The organism is Paenibacillus sp. FSL W8-0426, from assembly GCF_037969725.1.
In the GTDB taxonomy this organism is placed as follows: domain Bacteria; phylum Bacillota; class Bacilli; order Paenibacillales; family Paenibacillaceae; genus Paenibacillus; species Paenibacillus hubeiensis.
This window is the reverse complement of the sequence record NZ_CP150203.1, coordinates 1,420,395-1,441,631: the sequence shown is the minus strand read 5'-3', so window position 1 is coordinate 1,441,631 and position 21,237 is coordinate 1,420,395. Positions and strand designations below refer to the sequence as shown.

Sequence of the window (21,237 nt, the reverse complement as noted above, 5' to 3'; positions counted from 1 at the left end):
CCATCGTAATGCCCAAGCATGTGACTGTCAAATCAACGACGGAATACGAAGGCAGCACGGCTGAAAACGGGTGGGGTTTCACAGGAAGGGCGCCTCTCGCCTGCTTGCATTTTATCCGCCCTCTCCCTTATACACATACCCGTTTCTGGCTGCTCGTAAGCGTGCCTGCTTCAATGTGGAGCGGCCCTTCCTTTTTCCAGAGCATGGTAATGATTCCCCAATTGCATTTAACCGGGATGCTGGTTTCAATACACCCATACTTTCAATTATATGCGGGTTTCGGATCGCGAGTGTGGCCTGCTGGAAAAAATAGCGCCGATTTCTGTCCTAAGCGGATGAATACCTTTTCTCCATCACGTCACACTTTCAAAAATCCGGACGAAGTCTATATTATGAACCCAAAAAAAGCACCGGAGAACCACTCCCCGATGCTTCTTAGCATGCCTAATGACAAATCTCCTATACCCTCAGACCTATTTACCCGACTGGTCCTGCATCGACGTGGCGATCTTCACCATCTCAGGAACAGGCAGGTCACTGCTCGTAATCCGGTATTCAATGCCGTCATTCATCCATGTCAGCGTCTGCAGCGCATCTCCGCTTAACATGCCGACGGTGAATCCGAGATCAATAAGCGTCGATGGCGCGAGCGATACGGCCCGGTCCTGCGGTCTTGCTTCAAAAATGGTGTAATTGTACATTCCTTCGTAACGCAGCATGACCGAGTAATTTTCCGACTCATCCAAAATTTGATCGTCCTTGAACTTGACGCCTTCCGGAGCATATGTCGGCTCGATGACACCGAAGCTTCCCGCGTCTTCCGGTAAGGCATTGGTCGTTTCTTCCGCGCCTTCATTGCCGGTAGACGGCTGTTGGGCTCCTGTCTGATTTCCTTCGGAGACGCCGGTTTGACCATCCACGGACGTTCCTCCCGATTCGGATGCCGCACCTTCGCCAGGTGCCGTTTGCGGATTAGCCTGCTCGTTACCTGCGTTCTGGCCATCCTGCGTCTTACCGTTTTCCGTTTCTGTTGTGCCGCCGGTGCTGGTACCGTTCTGTCCTTTCTCTCCCGTGGCAGCCGTCATGTTGCGCTGCATGTCGAACGCGTCCTTGCCAAACTCGGCTCCGAATTTGAAACTGTCGAATTTGACGTCTACGACGACGTTCGCACTGGCATCCGATACTTCCACCTGCTGTGGCGCGTAATCGCCTTTATGGAGCCATATTTTTTGACGGACGAGCGCTGGGGTGTTGTAGCTGGCCGCCACATCAAAAACATAGCTTTCTTTTTCATCGGAGAACTGACGGGTCGAATCTCCCGTAATGCTGCGAATCAACGTTTCATACAGATAAACTTGTCCCTGGTTGTCCGGCCAATTGCTCTGGAAACGGAAGCTTTTGTTCTGGCTTGGCGTCAGCACGAAGACACCTTCGTCGTTGCGGAGCACGATCTGGGTAATATCCTTTTTGGCGTTGGTGAGCGCGATGCGATAATAAGACGGTTTCTGATGCCATACCTCGACCTTGTACTGCTGCGGCGTGTCTCCGGTATGTAGCGTCATGACGCCTGATCCCTGATAACTTTTCATCTCACCCACGACTTCATTCAAATCTTTGACCACGGCTGCCGCATCCTTTTTCCCGCAAGCGGCAAGCAAGACCGAGAAAACCAATACCATGGCAAGCATCCATGATATTCGGCGCATGACATCATCCCCTTTAGCACATGTTTTCACTTCGGGATTGTGCGTTCGGCAGAACCCCTACTTGATTAGTACATGTCTATGAGGGACTTGTTCGATTTATGCGGACTGGTTTGACAAGCCTTCATCCTTTTTCGTATTGTCGGTGATCAGGCACAAATCGGTCTCGGGAAGGATGCAATTTCCAATGGGAAGAGGCATAGTGGACGTGGGGAACAAATTCATGTAAACGGAGGGATTCGAGATGTCTATCGCAACGAACTCCACATTGCTCGACGGATTGGACGAATATATCATCCAACAGCTGCAGGAATGGAAAACGGCCGGTTTGGCCATAGCCGTCATACATAACGATGAAATCATTTGGAAAAAAGGCTACGGTTACCGCGACGTAGAATCCAAAAGTGAGGTTACACCTGAAACACTCTTTGCCATCGGTTCAAGCACCAAAGCATTCACCGCAGCTACGGCAGCACAGCTTGTCGATCAGGAGCTGATGAAATGGGATACCCCCGTTAAAACGTATATGGAAGAATTCCAAATGTTTGATTCCATGGCTGCGGAACGTATGACCATCCGAGATATGTTGTGCCACCGCTCCGGCCTGCCGAGACATGAAATGGCTTGGTACAATTCGGGCCGTACGAGAGAAGAGCTTATCTACGCTTTGCAGTATCTGGAACCCAATGAAGATTTCAGAAACAAATGGCAGTACCAGAACCTGATCTATATGGCGGCTGGCTATCTCGTGGGACACATCAAAGAAACCGAATGGGAACAGTTCGCTCAGCAGTACCTATTGGATCCGTTAGGCATGGCGTCCAGCGTATTTTCGGTTCAGGACATGCAGCAAAAGGAAGACTACGCCTATCCGTATATAGAGAAAGACGGGAAGTTAGAGCGCATGCCGTTCCGCAACATCGACGCTATTGGCCCTGCAGGCTCCATCAACAGCAACCTGAACGACATGATCGCCTGGCTGCGATTCCAGCTGAACCAGGGACAATTCGACGGCCAGTCCTTAATTTCCAAAGAGCAATTTGCCGTCATGCACACGCCGCACATGCCATGCGACTCTCCATTCCAAGGCAGCGAAATGCCTGTGTGTACCTATGGTCTCGGTTGGTTCATCGAGCCTTATCGCGGACATATGATGATTCATCACGGCGGAGCCATTGACGGCTTTGCTTCCCAAGTGGCCTTTCTGCCTGAACAAAACATCGGAATCGTTGCGCTCAGCAATACGCAAGGCAGCGTGGTGCCTTACACGGCGTCGTTCCGCGTCGTGGATTTACTGCTTCAACTGGATGTCGTCGATTGGAGCGGCAAAATGCGTAAAATCATGGGCGGCGAACCGGCCGAACAGGATACGGATGCCATCGCTCCTAGTGCCATCACTTCCACAAGCAAGGAGCCGGAACAAACCGACAAAGAGGAGACGCCAACATCGTTCACCCTTGAACGGCATGGATCTGCCTATGAAGGCGTTTATGTTAACCCCGGGTATGGCGAGCTATTCGTTCGCCGTCGGGAAGACGGACTGGAAACCTATTTTAACCAACTGGAAATGCCGATGACCTATTCCGGAAACGAAACATTTTCGGTGGAGCTTCCGTTATTGGGGTTAACGGTGACAGCGACGTTCGAAGTTAGCGAGGACGGGCATGTACAATCGGTTTCTATTCCCTTGCTGATGGAACCCGGCACGAAGCCGATTGTATTTGTCAAACAGCCTAAGCAATCCTGAACCGCGAAAAACGATGGGGCTCTGGCCGAGCCCCTTTTTGATGCCCAAAATCATCTATATATGTACTTCCGGTTTCATATTTCAAATAAACCACAACCGAAATCATAAGCGGGGTATCCATCCAGTGATTCATTACCATAACGGGATATACGCCGGATAGCTCTCCTGCCTGCTTTCGGCATCCGGGCTGCGCTTCACCCATAATCGCCTCAGGTCCGGCATCCCGTAACCGACCACCCTGTAATCTCGCAAGGATGCATGGTGGGTGTGCTCTTCCCGGAAACTGTACATGGGCAGCAGCAGTGCCTCGCGGATCAGCATTTCTTCCAGCTCGATCCATCCTTGCATCCGCTCGTCCTCGTCCCGAATGCCGACGACCCTACTGCATTGAAGCGCCAGTGCTGCCCGCCACGCATCGTCCATCGCAATCAGGAACAACGTGTTTCGAAACGTGTACATGGTCAGCAGGCTTAACATGACATGTTCATCAAACAACTCCCCCGTGTAGATCAGGTCATGCTCTCCGAAATCGTGGTGGTAGACCGCCTTGACCACATCGCCGGGCACGATGTTTATCTTTAGTCCGACGCGTTCGCACCGATCGGCAAACCACGCCATGTCGATTTGCAATTTATGGCCGTCCTCCACCCAGACGCTCACCGTTTCCCCCGCATACCCGCTGTCACGCAGCAACGTTGCCGCCCTCGCCAAAGATCCATCCACACCTTCATCATCCATGGGACTCATTGCAGACTGTTCCTCCAAGCGACCGCGAAACAGGCTATAGGCAATCCGGGTATTCTTGTCCCCCATCTCGTTATTCAACGCTTGCCGGCTTAACAAATATCTGATCGCAAGCCTGAATCTGCGGTCCTGCTGCGGCCCGGGCTTGCGCATGTTAAACGTCATAAAAACTCCGCCCTGCGCTTCATACTGCACGGCTCTCCCCTGACCATCGGGAAACATGTCCCGCTTAATGGCCGATTCCACCAACGGCTCCCCTGAAGGAAGCCGAGGAAGCTGCCATAACTCAACCCGATCAATGTAAGCACGCCCTTTGAAATACCAAGGATTCACGTCTAACGCCAGCAGCTGCGGATCGTTGCGAACCAAACGGTACGGACCGGTTCCAACCGGATTTAACGGATCGAAATCTACGTCTCTCGGCAAAATGGAGGCAGCGATGCTGCTCATCAAGTCCGGAAACATGAAATGGGGCCTGCTTAACCGGAATCGTACCGTGAGCTCGTCGTAGGCAACAATGCCGGCAATATCCCCGAACAACCATCTGCACGGATTACTGCGGTCTGCCGCAATCCGCTCGAACGTATATTTTACGTCCTCCGCATCCAAGGACTTGCCATGGTGAAAGCGCACGCCCTTGTGCAAATAAAAGGTCCATTCCGTCCCAGCCGCATTGCTCTCCCAGGCAATGGCCAGGCTCGGTTCGCAGCGCTCCCGTTCGGCATTGTAACGTACCAGCCTGTCAAACACTTCTCCCACGATTCCGGCTTCCGCCCACATGGCCACTTGCGTTGGATCAAGCGTCACGAACGGCGTTTCTTGGGGAATGCGCAGCGTATCCATTCTGCCTTCGCTACCCACCGCAGACCGAAAGCCAAAGTGATCGCCGAGTCGCTGCAGCACATCGTTTCGAATCGCAAAAGGCAGACGCGACGCCAGCTCATAGGCTTCATCGAGCCTGTTGCCCTGCATGAGTTGCTCAAACCTCTCTCCCGCGGCCGCCCGCAGAGGATAGCGGAACACAAGCTTTGATTTCTTGCCTCTCCCTCGCTCCGGGCTCCACTCGACCCATCCTTCCCGCATGAACCTGTTCATGATCAAGTTCATATTGCGCATCGTGCAGCACAAGCAATCGGCAAGCTCTCCAGTCGTACTCGCACAACTCTCCCCATCCGCTACATTCGAAAACTTCAAACGCAACCGAAGATAATGATCGATCATGTCCACTGAACGTTTCCTGCCTTTCCCCTGACTCAAATAAAATACGAAATTAAACTCGATGCTTTTACGGTTTTTCTTCAGGTTTTCATCCATTATACTCGGGAAATCAATATGACCCAAGGAAGGAACGCATACCATGAAGTACTCCGATTTGCATCGCAACATCCGAATTCGCATCATCACCGACTTTTTTACCGATCTGACGCAAAAATCCATCCTGCCGTTCATGGCCATATACCTGAGCGTTCGACTGGGAGCGAGTTGGGCCGGGCTATTGCTCACCGCCAATATTTTGCTATCCATGCTGGTGAGCCTGGGGGCTGGGTACTGGTCCGACCGGATCGGACGTAAAAAACTGATGGTTTCCGCCCAATGCATACAGGTTTTCGCCCTGTTCTGGATGGCGGCGGCCAACTCGCCTTGGCTGGACTCCGTCTGGTTGACATGCATCATGTTTACATTCAGCAGCGTAAGTTCGGGAGTTAGCATTCCCGTTGCCAATGCCATGATCGTGGATGTCAGCAGCGAACGGGAACGCCAGTATGTTTACGGCCTTCAATATTGGACCACGAACGTGGCTATCACGTTCGGCGCTTTGATGGGCGGCCTGCTGTTCGAAACCAACCGATTCCTGCTGTTCGGGCTGGTACTCGCCGAAAGCGTGGCAACGCTGGCCATTCTTGTCACCTTGATTCACGAAACGATGGAAACACACTCCCATTCCAATGTTCCCGTTTCGCGCAAACGGAGCAGCATGTTCTCCACGTATGGAGATGTGCTCCGCAATCGGCGTTTCATGACATTCTTTGCTGCAACCGTATTGGCCGTAGCCCTTGAATTTCAATTGGATAAGTATATCGCCGTGCGCCTGAAAAATGAATTCAGCGCCCAGCTGTTTCACTGGGACATCACGGGACTGCAAATGTTCAGCTTCGTTTTGGCTATCAACACCGTCCTTGTAGCGCTCATCGCCCTGCCCTTTTCCAAGTGGATGCATCGCTATTCTTCCCGGTCTGTCATGACGGTTGGCATGGTGCTGTATACGTCGGGCTTCGCCTTGCTCGCCGTCAGCAACTGGGCGATGCTTCTGATTGCGGCTGCGGTGGTTTACACGATCGGCGAACTGATGTATTCGCCCGTCCAAAAAGTCCTTTTGGCCGGCATGATCCCCGATACGAACCGTGCAGCCTATATGGCCGCCGACAGCATGAGTTACAACGCTGCCGCCTTAATGGGAAGCATCGGTTTGTCCATCGGCGCGATTCTGCCCTCATACGCGATGGCTTGCTTGTATCTGCTGATGGGACTGGGAGCGCTCTGCTTATTCCGAAGTTCGCTGGATCGCCAAACGTTCACTTCAGGCAATTCAGGCAATTCAGGCAATTCATCGTCCGGAACGATGGCGTCATAAACGCAAAAAAGAATCACGCTGTGGACGCCAGCCGCGCACTCTTGCACAACGATTGATTTTCTCCCGAGAAATTTACGTGAACCAATCCAGGGATTTGGACGTAATACACATGAAGGAACGATTTCCCAAACCAATTCAAGGGAGTGTTTACATGCATCAATCCACACGAAGGAATCGCTTCAAAGCCACTACACTGACCAGCGCGCTCATGGCTGCAATGCTTTCATTCAGCTTATGGACGCCGGCGGTTCATGCGGAAACCGCGCAAACGCCGGGACAGGCTGCCACCGCAGCGTCCCAGCAAAACAAAGCCACCGCGCTGACGGCGGAATCGGCAACCTCGTTTTTAGACAAGTTTTTTGCATCGCCTGAAGCACAGGCCCAATACGTCGGAGCATCCGTCGTTGTTGTCAAGGACGGCAAGATTCTGGCTGAAAAAGGGTATGGTTACGCCGATGCCGAGAACCAGACGGCCGTTAATCCCAAGAGCACGCTTTTCCGGATTGCCTCCGTCTCCAAAACCTTTACGGCTGCAGCGGTAATGCAGCTGGCGGAACAAGGGAAAGTCGATTTGCAGGCCGATTTTCAGACTTACGTTAAAGGGCTGGAGTTCAAAAATCCGTTCGACAAACCCGTAACCGTTGAACATCTGCTCACCCATACAACAGGTTTCGAGATTCGCGATCCTCAGCAGGAAGACCTTCACGCGGACTTCGAGAAAATCGTATCGATGGAGGATTACGCCAAAGAGCACATGCCCCCTGTCGTTCGCGAACCGGGGAGCTCCTACATGTACGACAACTTTTCGTTCCTGCTGCTCGGCATGATCGTGGAGAATGTGAGCGGCGAACCGTTCGAGACCTATATGCAAAAGCATATTTTCGAGCCGCTCGGCATGGATCACAGCAGCTTCCTGCTGAATGGCGAACGCCAGAAACAACTGGCGACGGGCTATGACGCGACAAGCAAGCCGCTTGACATATACACGCTCTCCCCGACGCCGATGCCGCAAGGCGGCATGCTGTCCACGGCCGAGGATATCGGCAGCTTCATGATCGCCTTCCTGAATGGCGGGATCAAGGATGATCAGCGCGTATGGAAAGAATCCACCATCAACAGTATGGAGCAATACCGCTCATCGATTCATCCGCTGCTGCCCAATACGACCTACGGATTCGAAGCGCCATTTCAGCTTCCGGGAGCAGGGAGCAGTTCCAAAATCATCACCAAGGCAGGAGACCTGCCCGGCTTCAGCTCTTATCTCTTCTTTATTCCTGAGCAAAATACGGGTGTCTTCCTGACTTACAATCAAACCGGAGCTTTGCGCAACCTGTTCTACCCGGCCTTTATCCAAACGTTCTTCCCGCAGTACGCAGAAACGGCCAAGCTTGAACCGTTCACGCCGCAATCGGGCGAAGAGCTGCAGCGCTTTACCGGTCTGTATGCCGACCTGCGTCTCAGCACGATCGTCAGCAAATTGAACGGCGGGGGCGAAGAGGCTGGAAAACTGAGCATCTCGGATGCATTCCTCGGGCCGCGCACGCTGATTCAGGTCGGAGACCATCTGTTCAAGGACGAGATCACCGGGCAATTTACCGCCTTCAAGGAGAATGCCGACGGTACCGTTTATATGAAAGAGCCTTACCTCAACCCGATGGGTTATGAGAAAAAAGGCGAGAAAGCCCAAGGATTCCGGGATGTCCGTCCGGACAGCCCTTACGCCGAGGCGATCTATGGCCTGCAATCCCTCGGACATTACGAAAATGACAAAAACGCGGCTTTCCAACCGAAAAATACGGTGACCCGCGCCGAATTCATCGAAGACGTGCTGAAAATGAGCGGCTTGTCTGCCAGCAAAACGGCCCCTCCTGCAGACAGCGATTGGGCTACCCATCCGGCAGCAGGTTACATTCAGCTTGGTTATGAGGCCGGCATGATCACCGGAGCCGATTCGAAGCAATTCAAGCCGGACCAGGCCATTACCCGTCAGGAAGCGATGGTCATGGTATGGCGCTCGCTGCAAAAGCAATATCCTGCCGAACTGTTTGAAGATATCCGACTGGCCGGACATATCGACGAATGGGCTGCGCCTGCCATCCGCATGATGGTTGCGCTGGGCCTTCACGGACCGGAAGTGAAGGTTCTGGAGGATGGATCGGTCGATGTCCTTCCCCGCAAGCCGTTGATCCGTCAGGAAGAAGCGGCGATCATGTACCAGCTGTTCACGCAGCCGACCGACAAGATCGTGTCCGAGTTGATGAAACAGCAGCAGCCGGCCGAAGAGGCCGCTGCTTCCTGATTCCAGGAAGCAGATGCTGCGTGCCAGCTCTTAGCAATAGAAATGGGAACAAACGATGTATAGAACATGACCAAACAGGCTTGTTCGAAGGGCGAAACCGTCGTCCTTCGACAAGCCTGTTCTCTTGTATGATCAGGGCATACGCTGCCCCGCTCGAGGGTAAAATTAAATGTTGGCGATCAATGCGGATACATGCCGGTTTCCGTTCCGTTGATTCAATTTGTCCGCAATGGTCTCCGCTTCCTTGGCGAATACGTCAGCCAATCCTTGCAAATCGGAGGCATCGCCATCGTAATGAAACGATGTCGGAAGGCGCAGGCGATAGCCTTGGGATTCATCGGCCCAGCGCTTCAGCAGAGCTGCGGCATTGGCGTAAAATATCATTCTGGCCGTCGGATCTTCGTGATCCACCGCCAGTGGCGCCGTCTGTTCCAGCACGTCGATGCCTGCCGCAGGATTGGTACGTGCCAGGTATCCCATTTGCTCGCCAAAACACTTCACGAAATCCTTGTTTCCTTTGGTCAGACGATAGCCTTTTTTCTGGTGTTTGTCCGCTTCTCCCTGCCGGTTCAGGCGATACAGCGGCATCAACAGGCGCGACAATGTAAGATGCGGAATCTCGGCACAAGACATTCTGCCCGACAGAATCGGCTTCGCCGCTTCGATTGCCTTTTCGTCGTCACCCATCAAATTCCAATATCGTACGATTTCATTCTGTTCGCAGGCCGCGCAATCGCTCATGTAATCACTGTCGGCCGCCGTGAATTTGGAAAGGCAGCGCGTAGCTTCTTCCAAGTCGCCCAAATCCATGGACAACATGAACCGATAGTACAGGTACGATCGTTCGCTGTAACCGAAAGAGCGGAAACGGCGACCGAAATCCTCCAGAAGCTCCATGATTTTTTCGCGCGATATTTCAGGGAAGTTGGAAATCGTGCCGAGAATCCATTTGTAGGACCACATCAGTTCTTCCTCGTCGTAACGCTCCGGGTCGCCGTCGAACTTGCCCAGCTGCCAGGAAAAAGCGATCAGCGCCTTCATCGGATAACCGCAGAACGTAGCCGTCTCCACGATTTCTGCTCGCGCTTCGTATGCCTCTTCTTCCATGCCGTTGATATCTGCGATCCTCGCCGCTTCCTCCAACAGCCCAAGCTTGGCCGCACCGTTCGGCAAACCGTGCGCCTCCATCATCAAATCTTCGAAATCCATGTCCATTTCCAGACTCATCGCCGACTCACTCTCCCTTATCTTTCGTGTTGGCCTGCAAACCCCAATCGATGAAGCGAATGATGCCTTGGTTAAGCACGGCATGCTCCTGCCGGTTCATCGCGTAGTGGCCCATCATGAGCGCATTCACGTACAACATCTCAATGGCCAGCGGTGTCATCTGGGGATCAGGCGACGTAAGCACACGCTGGATGACCGGATTGCTCACGTTCAAGTAGAGCGTGGAGTACCCCGCCGAATTCATCGCTGTAGACAATGAGCCCAGCACCGAAGAGAACAAGTCCGTGCTCTCCTCGCTCGCCTTTTCCAATGCGCGGAGCGTTGAAGTTTCCTTGGACAGCGTGAACAGGACGGGAAGGTCGCTCGGTTTGAAGCCTTTGACTTCTGCCCGGCACCGGAAACGCTGCAAAGCGGCATCGGCAAGACGCAAAGCGTCGTAATATCGGTCCCGCTCATGCGGAGGCACGTCGATGAATTTCATCGAAACCTCGTCCGGCTGAAGCTGCTCCGTGTGCGCGGAAGGTACCGCTAAAGGCAGGGCCGCCATCAGGTCGCTGTCATAGATATAACCACCGTTCACGACCAGCATGGATTGTGCTGCCGCCACATGATGGATCTGGCGATATTCATCCACGGACCCGGTATAATACAACGTCTCTTCCTCGTCCAACAGTTCACCGAGTTCCCGGTGTCCCCTTGTTGTCTCGAATGGCAGCCAGCGATGGACCATGGCGTAAAATTGTTGATCCTGCACCGCCAACGCCTTCATGGACAACGCATGCAAACGAATAAGCTTCTGCAGCCGTTCCGGATGGTTCGCAGCCATATTCGCAAGGCCTGCCCGAATCGCGTCACCGAGTTCCGAACGCACCTGTTCCAATTGATCGTTCTCGTAGAAATGCTCCCTGGAAGCGGTGGGCTGCAATTCATCCGTCCAGATCAGGCATTTGACGAAAAAGGCCCAATCCGGCAAAATGTTCTCCGCCTTCTCCGATACCAGCATTCGTTTCAGGTACACCCGGTGCGAACGTTTGGCGTTCAGATTTACGGCATGCGGCAGTACGTATGCAATGCCGGCTGTGCGTCCGGACGCTGTTGTCAGCGGAATGAATTCCTCGAACCGTTCCCCCAGCAAACGTTGGCCAAATGCAAGCACCTCGGATTTGCGTCCTGCAGCGAGTTCGGGGTTCGCCAGCCATGCGGGCGATTCGGCGTTGATCACATGCCGCTGCCCTTCATGCTGCAAGGTAACCGGGTAAGGCAGCAATGCCCCATAATAAAATAGCGACTCCTTGACGTACTCTGCATCGAAATACGCTGCCCCTTCGGGAGTGCACCGAAGATACACTTTCGTCCCTGGCGACAATGACGTGTCTAACCGGCGAATCGTGTACGTGCCGTCCGGCTTGCCGCGCCATTCCATGGAAGGCCCGCCCTTTGCGGACTGGGTCAGCATCACGATTTCGTTGCTCACCATGAAGCATGACAACAGTCCGATGCCGAAACGGCCGATAAAGGAAGTTTCCCCGTCCAGCAGCGCTTGGCGGCCACGCTTCGACGACTGCCCGATCATGGCCAGAAATTCGTGGATGTCGGCCTCGGTCAACCCGATTCCGTTATCCTGCACCGTCATCGTCAGCTCCGTTCCCGTTCCGGTCAGTTCCACGCTGACTTCGCCCCGATGGCCCGGCTCCGCCTCGCTTCGTGCCGTAATCGCATCGGTCGCATTTTGCATGAGTTCGCGCAGAAACACTTTGGGGCTGCTGTATAAATGATTCGATAAAATCTGGATCATGCCGCTCAGATTGACCTGAAAGCGGTACTCATTGGATGATGCCATACGATTCACCTTCCCGAATCCTCCACACCGATGCATCCATGTTTAAACCGATGTGTTAGACGAAATAATTCGTTTTGAGACGTCTCTTATGCTCATGAAGCGCTCAAAGCAAATGGATGCCCACCAACATGAAGAATGCCTCTTATAACAAGGATACATGGTACGGCACCCGTATAAAACGAACTTGAGACCCGATTTAGCGCCGGAAAATACGTGCAAATGTTCGCTTTTTTGGGACTATAGAAGGACAAAGTCGATCTTTTTTCCATTTGAACGAAAATCGGGTCCTAAACGTACTATTTTAAAATTCAGATCATACCCGATTATGTTCTTGCAAAACCAACACAACCATCGGGCAGGTCGGGAAGACGGCGGTGACATCATGATCGAGGTATGCAATATTTCCAAACAATTCGAGATCCATCGGGCGCTGAACGATGTCAGCTTCACGATCAAGCAGGGCAGCGTGACAGGGCTCATCGGCCCCAACGGATCGGGTAAAACCACGCTGATTCGCATTATGAACGGGGTGCTCGGTGCATCCACAGGCAAAGTCAACATTGGCGGTTTGGACCCGTCAATCGATGCGGAGAAGGTGCTGGCCATGTGCGGCACGCTGACGGAACAGAGCGGATTGTACGAAAATATGAGCGGCCGGGATAATCTGCTTTTTTTTGCGGAGGTTTTCGGCGTCAAACAGGCCGCCGCACGTATCGATGAACTTGTTGCTCTTTTCGAGCTTTCGGAATATGTAGATCGGAAAGTAGGCACGTACAGCACAGGCATGAAAAAACGGCTGGGACTGGCCCGAGTGCTGCTCCACTCCCCCTCCATTCTGTTTCTCGACGAACCGACGAACGGTCTCGATCCGGATGGAATTCAGATGGTGCTGGGCATCATCCGACGGCTCAATCGGGAGGAAGGCATCACGATCCTTGTGTCTTCCCATGTACTGTCCCAATTGTCGGCCGTATGCGATCATTACATTTTCATGGAGAACGGCTGTAAAGTAGAGGAAGGCACCGAGGAAGACATCGTAAACCGTTATCTGGGGCGGCCCAAAGTGGAAATCGAAGCCGACCTGCCAGGCGGGTGGCAAGCATTCAACTTGCCGGGGTACTCTCTGGAAATCCTGACGCCTCGTAAAGCCATATTCCAATTGGAGTCACGCGAACAAATACCGCGATTGCTGCGAACGTTAACCGGAATTGGCGAGGTTTATCAGTCCAAGATTATGGACAGCGACCTTGAGAGTGTTTATTTTTCCATAAGGGAGGCTCACCGTCATGAATAGGAACGCTCACCAAAACCGGGCGCTTCGCGCACTGGTCCGTAAAGACATACGCGCCATTACCGCCAGTGTACAACTGTGGCTGCCGATGCTGATCGTGCCTCTCATCATTGGAGTAGCGATGCCCGCAGCTTTATTATGGCTGGCTTCGCGCCTGGATCTGCGCGAGCTGGGTAATATGGGGGCGGTCCTGGACACGCTCGATGCCTTGACCGCTTCGGGACAGATCCCTCAGCTCGCGCATATGGCGACCGATAATCAACGGATCGTCTATTATTTGGCCCTTTATATGTTTGCCCCGCTGTTTCTCATCATTCCGGTAATGGCGTCCAGCATTCTGACGGCGAACAGCTTTGCCGGCGAGAAGGAGCGTAAAACGCTGGAAGGACTTCTATTCACGCCTGTGAGCATGAACACGTTATTTACGGCAAAGGTGCTGGCTGCCCTGATTCCTTCTATTGTTTTATCATGGGCAACCTTTCTGATCTTCGGCGTGATCGCCAATGTGATCATGTATCCGATGTTTGGACGGATCATGTTCCCCAACCTGAATTGGATCCTCCTGATCTTATGGGTGATTCCGCTGTCCAGCCTGGTCGTCATTTTGCTCAATGTGCTGATTTCGGCCAAAGTACGGGGGTTCCAGGAGGCTTACCAATTGGGGGGCGTCGTCGTTCTCCCCTTGCTCGCCCTGATCGGTGCCCAGGCTACGGGCATGCTGCTGCTTCGTCCCTGGCTGCTCGCCGTCATCGGTGCGGTATTGCTGTGCCTTTGCTTCGTGCTGCTGCGCCTTGTCTCAATGTGGAATCGTCGCCAGCAGCTTGCAGAGAGCCAGATCTGACTTCGGGACCGACATGTCCCGCGCCTGGACTTGATTGAGAAACTGCATGAGGCGCGGTATGATAAGGGGACATGAAGCTGGAGACGGCAAGACGACGGAGAGGATTGGAACCCATGTTACTTCTTCAAATGAAATACGCGCAGCATTTAACGACACAGGAAAAACACATCGTGGATTATATCCTCCAGCATCCCGAAGCCGTCTTCCATTCCACGGCCCAGGAGCTGGCTCATTTAACCTTTACAAGTTCATCGACCATTGTCCGCTTATGCAAAAAACTGGGTACCAAAGGGTACCCGGACTTTCAGTTGAAGCTGGCGCTCGAAACCGTGCAGGCCCCTTCCGCCATCGCATCGCCAGAGGTGCAGACGCCGGAGTTCGGGAACGTGCAAACCGCGATCGAATCCGTGCCATACCTGTATCAGCAAGCCGTCGCCGAGACGCGGCGGATGTTGAACGGCGCCGTGATCGAGCGCATCGCGAGGACGCTGAAACAGTCCAGCCGGATCGATATTTACGGAAGCGACGTGAACTATGACGTGGCACGGCAGGCCTGTACCAAATGGAATGAACTCGGCCTGCCTGCCATTGCCCACAATACGCCGAACAGGCACTATTTGAATACCGTGCACGCCGGATCGGCTACGGTATCCTTTGTCATCTCTCATACCGGCGAGAATCCTGCCATGATTGAAGCGGCGAGCCTTCTGAGCGGCAAACGGATGAACGTCATTGCCGTGACCGGCAACAATGATTCGACGTTGGCAAAGCAATGTGATGAAACGCTGCTTACTTACGCATATAGCGACCAACTGCGGCTTAGCAAGATGTCCTCCATGCTTTCCGTCATGTACATCTTCGACATCCTGTACATGTGCAGCATCGACGAGTCCGATAATCAGGCCTGATCGGCTGCAAATCGAATGCCTGCGTCCTTCCGTGCACTCGTCAGCACGCTCATGACGGATCGGCTGTGCGCCAGCAGTTCATGGCAGCGCTGTTGATCTCCGCTTTCGTAAATGTCCCGGAACGTCTCCCACTCGTAGTAAAACCAGTTCTTCCGGTTTTGGCGGTTCAGCTCTTCGGTTTTCTCGCCGATCTGCACCTTGATTTCCCGGCAACCGTTGGCGCCGCCGACGACCTGGAGATATCCCTTCTCGCCCTGAATCAGCACGAAATTCATGCTGCTCGTATCCTTGCAGCCCACGCATTCCGCAATGAAGTCGGGATATTGCAGCACGGCTACGCCTGACGTGTCGATCCCGTTGGCGTGTTTGTTCGCCGTATAGGTTACGGATTCCGGAGCACCGAACATTTTCATGACGAAATGAATGTTGTAGATGTTGATGTCCATGATCGCCCCGCCGGAAAATTGCGGATTGAATACGTTCGGCGTCTCGCCTGCCAACAGCTGGTCGTATTTTCGGGAATATTGGCTGTAGTTGCATTGAATGAATTTGATATGGCCCAGCTTGAGCAATTGTTCCTGCACCGCCGCGTAGTTCGGCAAATGGATGTTGGAGATCGCTTCAAAAAGGAACAGGTTTTTCTGTTTGGCAAGGGCGATGAGCGATTCCGTTTCGACCAGGTTGGACGCAAACGGTTTCTCGCAAATGACGTGTTTGCCATGCTCCATTGCCCGGTATGCTTGTTCATAATGAAGGCTGTTCGGCGAAGCGATGTATACGGCATCCACATTTGTATCAGCAAACAGCGCCTCCAGATCGGTATAAACAGAATCCACCCCGTACTTGTCGGCAAGAGGCTGAGCCGTCTCCCGCTTGCGCGAATACATCGCGGTACAAGTTACTCTCTCCACTTCGCTGATCGCTGCCAACATGGCATCCACGATGCTTCCGGTGCCGATCGTTGCAATGTTCATCATGTTCTCTTCACTCCTGATCATTCATAATAATTTATGTTTGGGCCTGTTTGGCCACTTCTACCCCTTGCTGCAAAATGTCCAGGACGTACAGAACCTCGTCATCCTTGACCGGCTTGTCTGTCCCATGCCGTATTGCCGCGAGAAGCTGTTCATACAGGATGCCGTAATCCGTTACTTCCGACGGAACCTTTTCCGTGCGGGAATTCCCATCATCGTCGACATAACGGAGCGTTCCCCAATTGGCTTCGTCCTCCGGCTCAAACGAAACGACGGTCGGTCCATGCTCGTTCTTGTGCTGGTGGCCGCTGCTGTATTTGACGAAGCTGCCCCGGTCGCCGTGAACGACGAACTTGGGATGCTCGATGCTGACGAGCAGGCTGCACTTGACGGTCATTTTGGCCTTGCCGTAGCGAAAATCAATGTCCACGTAATCATCGGATTCGCCCGGATAAGCAAGGCTGCGGACATCGTAATCGATCCGGTCTGCCCTGCCGAACAGGGAGATCAGCTGATCGATGGGATGCACGGCCAATCCGTGCAGCATGGTGAATCCCGGTTTGACCCAGGCTGGCCTGAAATAATCGTAGTGCGATTGAATTTCAACGATGCTGCCAAGTTTGCCGCTCTCCATAACTTTTTTCAACGTGAGAAAATCCCCATCGAATCTGCGGTTCTGATTGGCCATGGCAATCAGGTTTTTCCGTTCTGCAAGCTCAAAAATACGGCGCGCTTCTCCCGAGGTGGAGGCAAAAGGCTTCTCCACAAGCACATGCTTGCCATGTTCAAGCGCCAGTCTGGCATATTCGAAATGGCTGTCCACATGGGTCGCCACAACGATCAATTCGATGTCCAGATCCGACAATACGGCGTTCAAGTCGCTCGTGAATGCAATATCCGGATAATACGCTTCACGCTCCATATCCCCGACGCGGTCCTCCTCCCGGCGGAAGATCGTTTTTACTTTAATCCCTTCTCTCCCTGCCAAGTAAGGCAAATGGTAGTTTACGACCGCGTTTCCGAACCCAATCATGGCGATATTCATCATTCGCTTCACTCCTTATTCGCTTGATATCGCCATGGTACCAGCACGGGGTCGGTTCGGGGAATGCTTTCGGAAGGTATTGGCCGCAGCGTGCATAGATTCTCTATATGTGTCCAACAGAATGAAATCGAATTTCATTCCAAAAACATTTCCCGCGCTGCTCTAACATTTTTTCCATAGATTACCGATATATTTTAAGGTATTATATACATACATTGCGAACGAAGGGTGAAGATGGGTCTATGAAAAAATGGTCTTTGCGACTGCAACGAACGATGTGTGCCGTGCTGATGGTTTCCCTGTTTGCCACAGCAGCACTGGTAAGTGGAGGTAAAGCGCAAGCGGCATCCCTTAGCCAATCAACGGTATATTACGATTCGGATGGCGTGCTCTACAAAGTATCCGGAGACGGTTCCGGCACGACGGAAGTATTGCTCGACTTTAAAGGATCTGGGCTTCAAGCAGCCGGCTCCTACCTCTATTACACGGAAACTGCAACGTCCACGACGCTGCACCGGGTGAAAAATGACGGCTCGCAGGACGAGAGCGAAACTTTTGCTGAAGACGTACTCGACTACGCTACGGATAACGGCTTCATTTATTATCTTGATTCCAAGGGTGCCATCTACCGTACCAACGGAAACAGCGCTCCATCCACGGTCCAAAAAATCGCCGACCGGGCGAATACGGACTTCCCTCTGTTATATGTAAGCAAAGGCAGAGTCTACTACAATGCAGTAATTAACGGCAAAACGTACGTTGCTTCCAAAGCTACAAACGGCAGCGGTTCCGTTCAATCCATTGCAGCGGGCGCCGTGGAAGACAGCTATTTCATCAACTCAACCAAAAACGCACTGCTTATGATGGTCAATACCGATGAGTACGAAACGGTCTACTCGACCAACGCCGTCGTTATGTATTCCGTCAACTACAGCACCGGCAAAGGCAAAGCCGTCAATCCGAAGGCGAAGCTGGACGTTAATGCCGCTTATTCCGGCGGTTGGGCAGGCAATCTTTACGTTTACAACAAAGGCATCAAGCTGGACAGCAACAAGGATTACAACTATGCTACAGGCAAAGCCTTTGCACTGACCACGGCGGGCAAAACGATGCAGCTTCACAGCAAAAGCGTGCGTGAAACAACGATGGTCGGTACGGACAAAGTCATCATTATCGATGCGGACAAAAAAGCCTACGGCAAAACGGTATCGGCCAGCAAAGTTACCAAAACGGCCAACCTCAACCTCAGCGGCGTGAACTCTCTCGGTTCACAACTGACGAACGCTTCGCCAACGCTGGCCTACATCTCCAACTATAATGGCATTTACGCCGTGAATACGGCGCTCAAAGTGACCAAGCTGGCCGGGGAAGAATGGGATTATTATCAATTCGGCAACGAAGTTCCAGGCGTATTTTACCTGAATGCCGATGATCAGTTCCGCCTTTACCATGTGCAAGCGAACGGCACTGGCAAAAAAGTGCTCAGCGAAGTGTACGCCGACCGCATTTTGTTGGCAACGCCTAACTAAAGAAGACTGATCTCGATCCATGAAGGATACCCTGAACCATCCGTGTTCAGGGTATTTTTGTTTTTCCGGGGCTAAGTTCGGCAATAAAACTTAAAAACGCCTTCCATTTGAGAATGATAATTGTTATCATTAAGAAAATGAAATCAAAGGATGGTCCGTATGACTGAACAGCTTCCCTTCATTTCCAAAACCTCATCACTGCCGCTTCTCTCATCCATGTGCCGTGTACGCCGTGGGGAGAATTTCCGTTTGCGCGAACAAGCCGTAACCCGGCCCATGCTTTGTCTTGTTTTGCAAGGAGAAGGTCTTCTGGTATTGAATGATAAGGTACATACGGCTCAGGCCAACCATTTATTTTTCCTGGAAAGAGGCACAACGATCGAAGCGGCTTCCCGTACTCCGATGGAGTGCATTTTGCTGAGCATGAACACCGTAAGGCTGAAGCAGGTACGCGGTGAATGGCACATGCTCCCCCATCCCGAGTTTCCGCTTCACTGGCCGACCGGGAGGCTGCGCGTGCGTCATGAGTCCCAATCCGTGCAGCGTTTCATTCGGCTCCATGAAGCTTATCACGGGACACGGCAACAAGAGCACTGCATCAGCGTCCACAGCCAACTGCATGAATTGCTGCAGCACTTGTCGGAACACCGTTTGGAAGACAACCTTGAGAAGGTTGATCTTTCCTTGGAACGCAGCATTGCATATATGCAACGATATATGAGCGAAGGAATCAGCATGGAACAACTGGCCAAAATGGCAGGATTGACCGCCAGCTCCTATTCACGCAGCTTCAAGAAGGCCAAAGGCATGTCTCCCACCGACTACCTGAACCGGATGCGGATCGACGAGGCCAAACGATTATTGAGCCAGGACAAACAGACCATCAAGGACGTGGCCGAGTCCGTAGGCTATGGCAATGAATATTATTTCAGCCGCAAATTCAAGCAGAGCTTCGGCATGGCACCAAGTTTATATATGAAGAGGAGACAATTGAAGATAGCCACGGTTTCCACCAGCCATCTCCAGGATCATCTTTCCTCCCTTGGACTGGAAGCGGCAGCAGCCCTCGGCGTCTCTAAGGAACGGGAACAAGGCGACGTCGATCAATCTCGTCAGCTTATTGGGCTGCTTGATCGATTGCGTCGGACCAAACCTGATCTGATCATCGCAGACCATAACCACAGCTTCTTTCGGGATCAACTGAAAATGATCGCGCCTACCGTGTTCATCGACCCGTCGCTGGACTGGAAGGAGACCCACTGGCGTATCGCCGAATTGGCGGGGCAAGAAGAACGAGCCCTGCAAAATCTCAAACAATTGGAATTTCGCGCACTGGATGTGAGCAAAAGGCTCCGGCAGCATTTCGGCAGGGAACGTGTAACGGTGCTGCAAATCACGCCCTATTGCATTCGTATCCAAGGCGGCCTGGAGCACCCGCTGAACGAACTGCTGTATCATCGTCTTTGCCTGCAGCCTGCAAGCTTAACCCAGCCCAACATTCATGCATGGGTTGAATACACGGCCGACAGTATTCCTTTGCTGGACACAGATCATTTGCTGCTGCTCCGCTCTCCTGAACAGGCGGGCAGCGAGAAAATGCTCAGACGCCTAAAACAAACTGCGGCCTGGAACCGATCTCCAGCCGTTCTTCAGGGAAGCGTACACGAGATCCAGGACTGGATGCGAATGAGCCGAACCCCTTCGGGCCGCCAGCAAATTCTAAACGAACTTGAACAATTGGCTGACCGACATGTAGCACTCTTTCAGGCCTATTAAATGAAAAAAGGCACTCTCCTTTGAACGGAAAGTGCCTTTTTCGTGTGCGCTAGGACCGATCTTTGACTTCCTCACGCGGAACCAGCTTATATATCTCTTCATCCTCCATGGCATCAATCAGGCGATCCAACCATTTATAATAAGCTTCCGCTTGCAGCATTTTGCCCCTGTCCTGTTCCAGAATACGCAGAAGCTCCGCATCCGTCTCTTCGTTCAGCGTATCCGCGAGCCGGTTCAATTCCTCGATCGACTTGCGAAACACCTGCAGGTTGCTCTCGACCGCTTTTCTCCATTTAATGACGAAATAATCCGTAAATGTTTGATACCAATCATATTCGACCTCATACAAATCTTTTCGCGAACCTTTGCTCCACACTTTGTTTACCATTTTCAGATCCAGCAGATTCCGTACGCCGGTGCTCATGCTCGTTTTGCTCATTTCCATTTCCCGGCCCATATCATCAAGGGTCATCGGTTTGTCTGCAAAAAAAAGCAATCCATACAAGTGTCCCGTGGACAGCGTAACGCCGTATAAATCCATGTTGCGCCCGATGGCTTCAATGACGCGCTTACGAATTTTAAGAACGGTTGCCTGCTGTTCTTCTTGCAAATGGTCCAAGCTCATGCTTGCAACCTCCATTCTGAACATTCCAGTCTTGGCAAAATCAATGCAATGTCGGA

At 52.5% G+C, this 21,237-nt stretch carries 15 protein-coding genes; 8 read left to right on the top strand and 7 right to left on the bottom strand.

What is annotated here, in order from left to right; genetic code table 11:
* Positions 1-473: 473 nt before the first annotated feature.
* On the bottom strand, positions 474-1,706 hold the full coding sequence (locus tag MKY59_RS06455; protein WP_339276638.1) for a DUF4367 domain-containing protein: 1,233 nt from the start codon (positions 1,704-1,706) through the stop codon (positions 474-476).
* A gap of 241 nt (positions 1,707-1,947) precedes the next feature.
* On the opposite strand from MKY59_RS06455, the gene MKY59_RS06450 reads away from it, so the two are divergent.
* Positions 1,948-3,450, top strand: coding sequence for a serine hydrolase (locus MKY59_RS06450; protein ID WP_339276637.1), 1,503 nt, complete (start codon positions 1,948-1,950; stop codon positions 3,448-3,450).
* Positions 3,451-3,582: 132 nt separating this feature from the next.
* On the opposite strand, the gene MKY59_RS06445 is transcribed toward MKY59_RS06450, so the two are convergent.
* On the bottom strand, positions 3,583-5,415 hold the full coding sequence (locus MKY59_RS06445) for an ABC transporter substrate-binding protein (protein ID WP_339276636.1): 1,833 nt from the start codon (positions 5,413-5,415) through the stop codon (positions 3,583-3,585).
* Between the two features lie 136 nt (positions 5,416-5,551).
* Between MKY59_RS06445 and MKY59_RS06440 the strand changes: the two genes are divergently transcribed.
* Positions 5,552-6,826, top strand: a complete 1,275-nt coding sequence (locus MKY59_RS06440; RefSeq protein WP_339276634.1) for an MFS transporter — start codon at positions 5,552-5,554, stop codon at positions 6,824-6,826.
* 151 nt (positions 6,827-6,977) lie between these two features.
* On the top strand, positions 6,978-9,125 hold the full coding sequence (locus MKY59_RS06435) for a serine hydrolase (RefSeq protein ID WP_339276632.1): 2,148 nt from the start codon (positions 6,978-6,980) through the stop codon (positions 9,123-9,125).
* Positions 9,126-9,290: 165 nt separating this feature from the next.
* Here MKY59_RS06435 and MKY59_RS06430 read toward each other — a convergent pair whose 3' ends face one another.
* Positions 9,291-10,352, bottom strand: coding sequence for a hypothetical protein (locus MKY59_RS06430; RefSeq protein WP_236415148.1), 1,062 nt, complete (start codon positions 10,350-10,352; stop codon positions 9,291-9,293).
* Between the two features lie 7 nt (positions 10,353-10,359).
* Complete coding sequence (locus tag MKY59_RS06425; RefSeq protein WP_339278338.1) at positions 10,360-12,192, bottom strand: HSP90 family protein; 1,833 nt, start codon at positions 12,190-12,192, stop codon at positions 10,360-10,362.
* 331 nt (positions 12,193-12,523) lie between these two features.
* Between MKY59_RS06425 and MKY59_RS06420 the strand changes: the two genes are divergently transcribed.
* The 3 genes from MKY59_RS06420 (at position 12,524) to MKY59_RS06410 (ending at position 15,232) form a co-directional block, all read left to right on the top strand.
* On the top strand, positions 12,524-13,486 hold the full coding sequence (locus MKY59_RS06420) for an ABC transporter ATP-binding protein (RefSeq protein ID WP_339276630.1): 963 nt from the start codon (positions 12,524-12,526) through the stop codon (positions 13,484-13,486).
* Positions 13,479-14,324, top strand: coding sequence for an ABC transporter permease (locus tag MKY59_RS06415; protein ID WP_339276629.1), 846 nt, complete (start codon positions 13,479-13,481; stop codon positions 14,322-14,324). The genes MKY59_RS06420 and MKY59_RS06415 overlap by 8 nt, the downstream gene beginning before the upstream one ends.
* 113 nt (positions 14,325-14,437) lie before the next feature.
* Positions 14,438-15,232 carry a MurR/RpiR family transcriptional regulator gene (locus MKY59_RS06410; RefSeq protein WP_339276628.1) on the top strand — a complete coding sequence of 265 codons (795 nt, stop codon included), beginning with the start codon at positions 14,438-14,440 and terminating at the stop codon, positions 15,230-15,232.
* On the opposite strand, the gene MKY59_RS06405 is transcribed toward MKY59_RS06410, so the two are convergent.
* Both MKY59_RS06405 and MKY59_RS06400 read right to left on the bottom strand, forming a co-directional pair.
* Positions 15,223-16,206 carry a Gfo/Idh/MocA family oxidoreductase gene (locus MKY59_RS06405; RefSeq protein WP_339278337.1) on the bottom strand — a complete coding sequence of 328 codons (984 nt, stop codon included), beginning with the start codon at positions 16,204-16,206 and terminating at the stop codon, positions 15,223-15,225. The two genes, MKY59_RS06410 and MKY59_RS06405, sit on opposite strands and share 10 nt — an antisense overlap.
* Before the next feature lie 34 nt (positions 16,207-16,240).
* Entirely contained in the window at positions 16,241-17,254 is a 1,014-nt protein-coding gene (locus MKY59_RS06400) for a Gfo/Idh/MocA family oxidoreductase (RefSeq protein WP_339276626.1), read from the bottom strand.
* A gap of 239 nt (positions 17,255-17,493) precedes the next feature.
* Here MKY59_RS06400 and MKY59_RS06395 point away from each other — a divergent pair, with 239 nt between their 5' ends.
* Together MKY59_RS06395 and MKY59_RS06390 are read left to right on the top strand one after the other, a co-directional pair.
* Positions 17,494-18,780 carry a DUF5050 domain-containing protein gene (locus MKY59_RS06395; RefSeq protein WP_236415158.1) on the top strand — a complete coding sequence of 429 codons (1,287 nt, stop codon included), beginning with the start codon at positions 17,494-17,496 and terminating at the stop codon, positions 18,778-18,780.
* A gap of 159 nt (positions 18,781-18,939) precedes the next feature.
* Entirely contained in the window at positions 18,940-20,556 is a 1,617-nt protein-coding gene (locus MKY59_RS06390) for a helix-turn-helix domain-containing protein (protein ID WP_339276623.1), read from the top strand.
* Between the two features lie 49 nt (positions 20,557-20,605).
* Here the strand turns inward: MKY59_RS06390 and MKY59_RS06385 are convergent, their stop codons facing one another.
* Positions 20,606-21,181: a GbsR/MarR family transcriptional regulator gene (locus MKY59_RS06385; protein ID WP_236415160.1), complete on the bottom strand. Its 576-nt coding sequence runs from the start codon at positions 21,179-21,181 to the stop codon at positions 20,606-20,608.
* Positions 21,182-21,237: the final 56 nt, after the last annotated feature.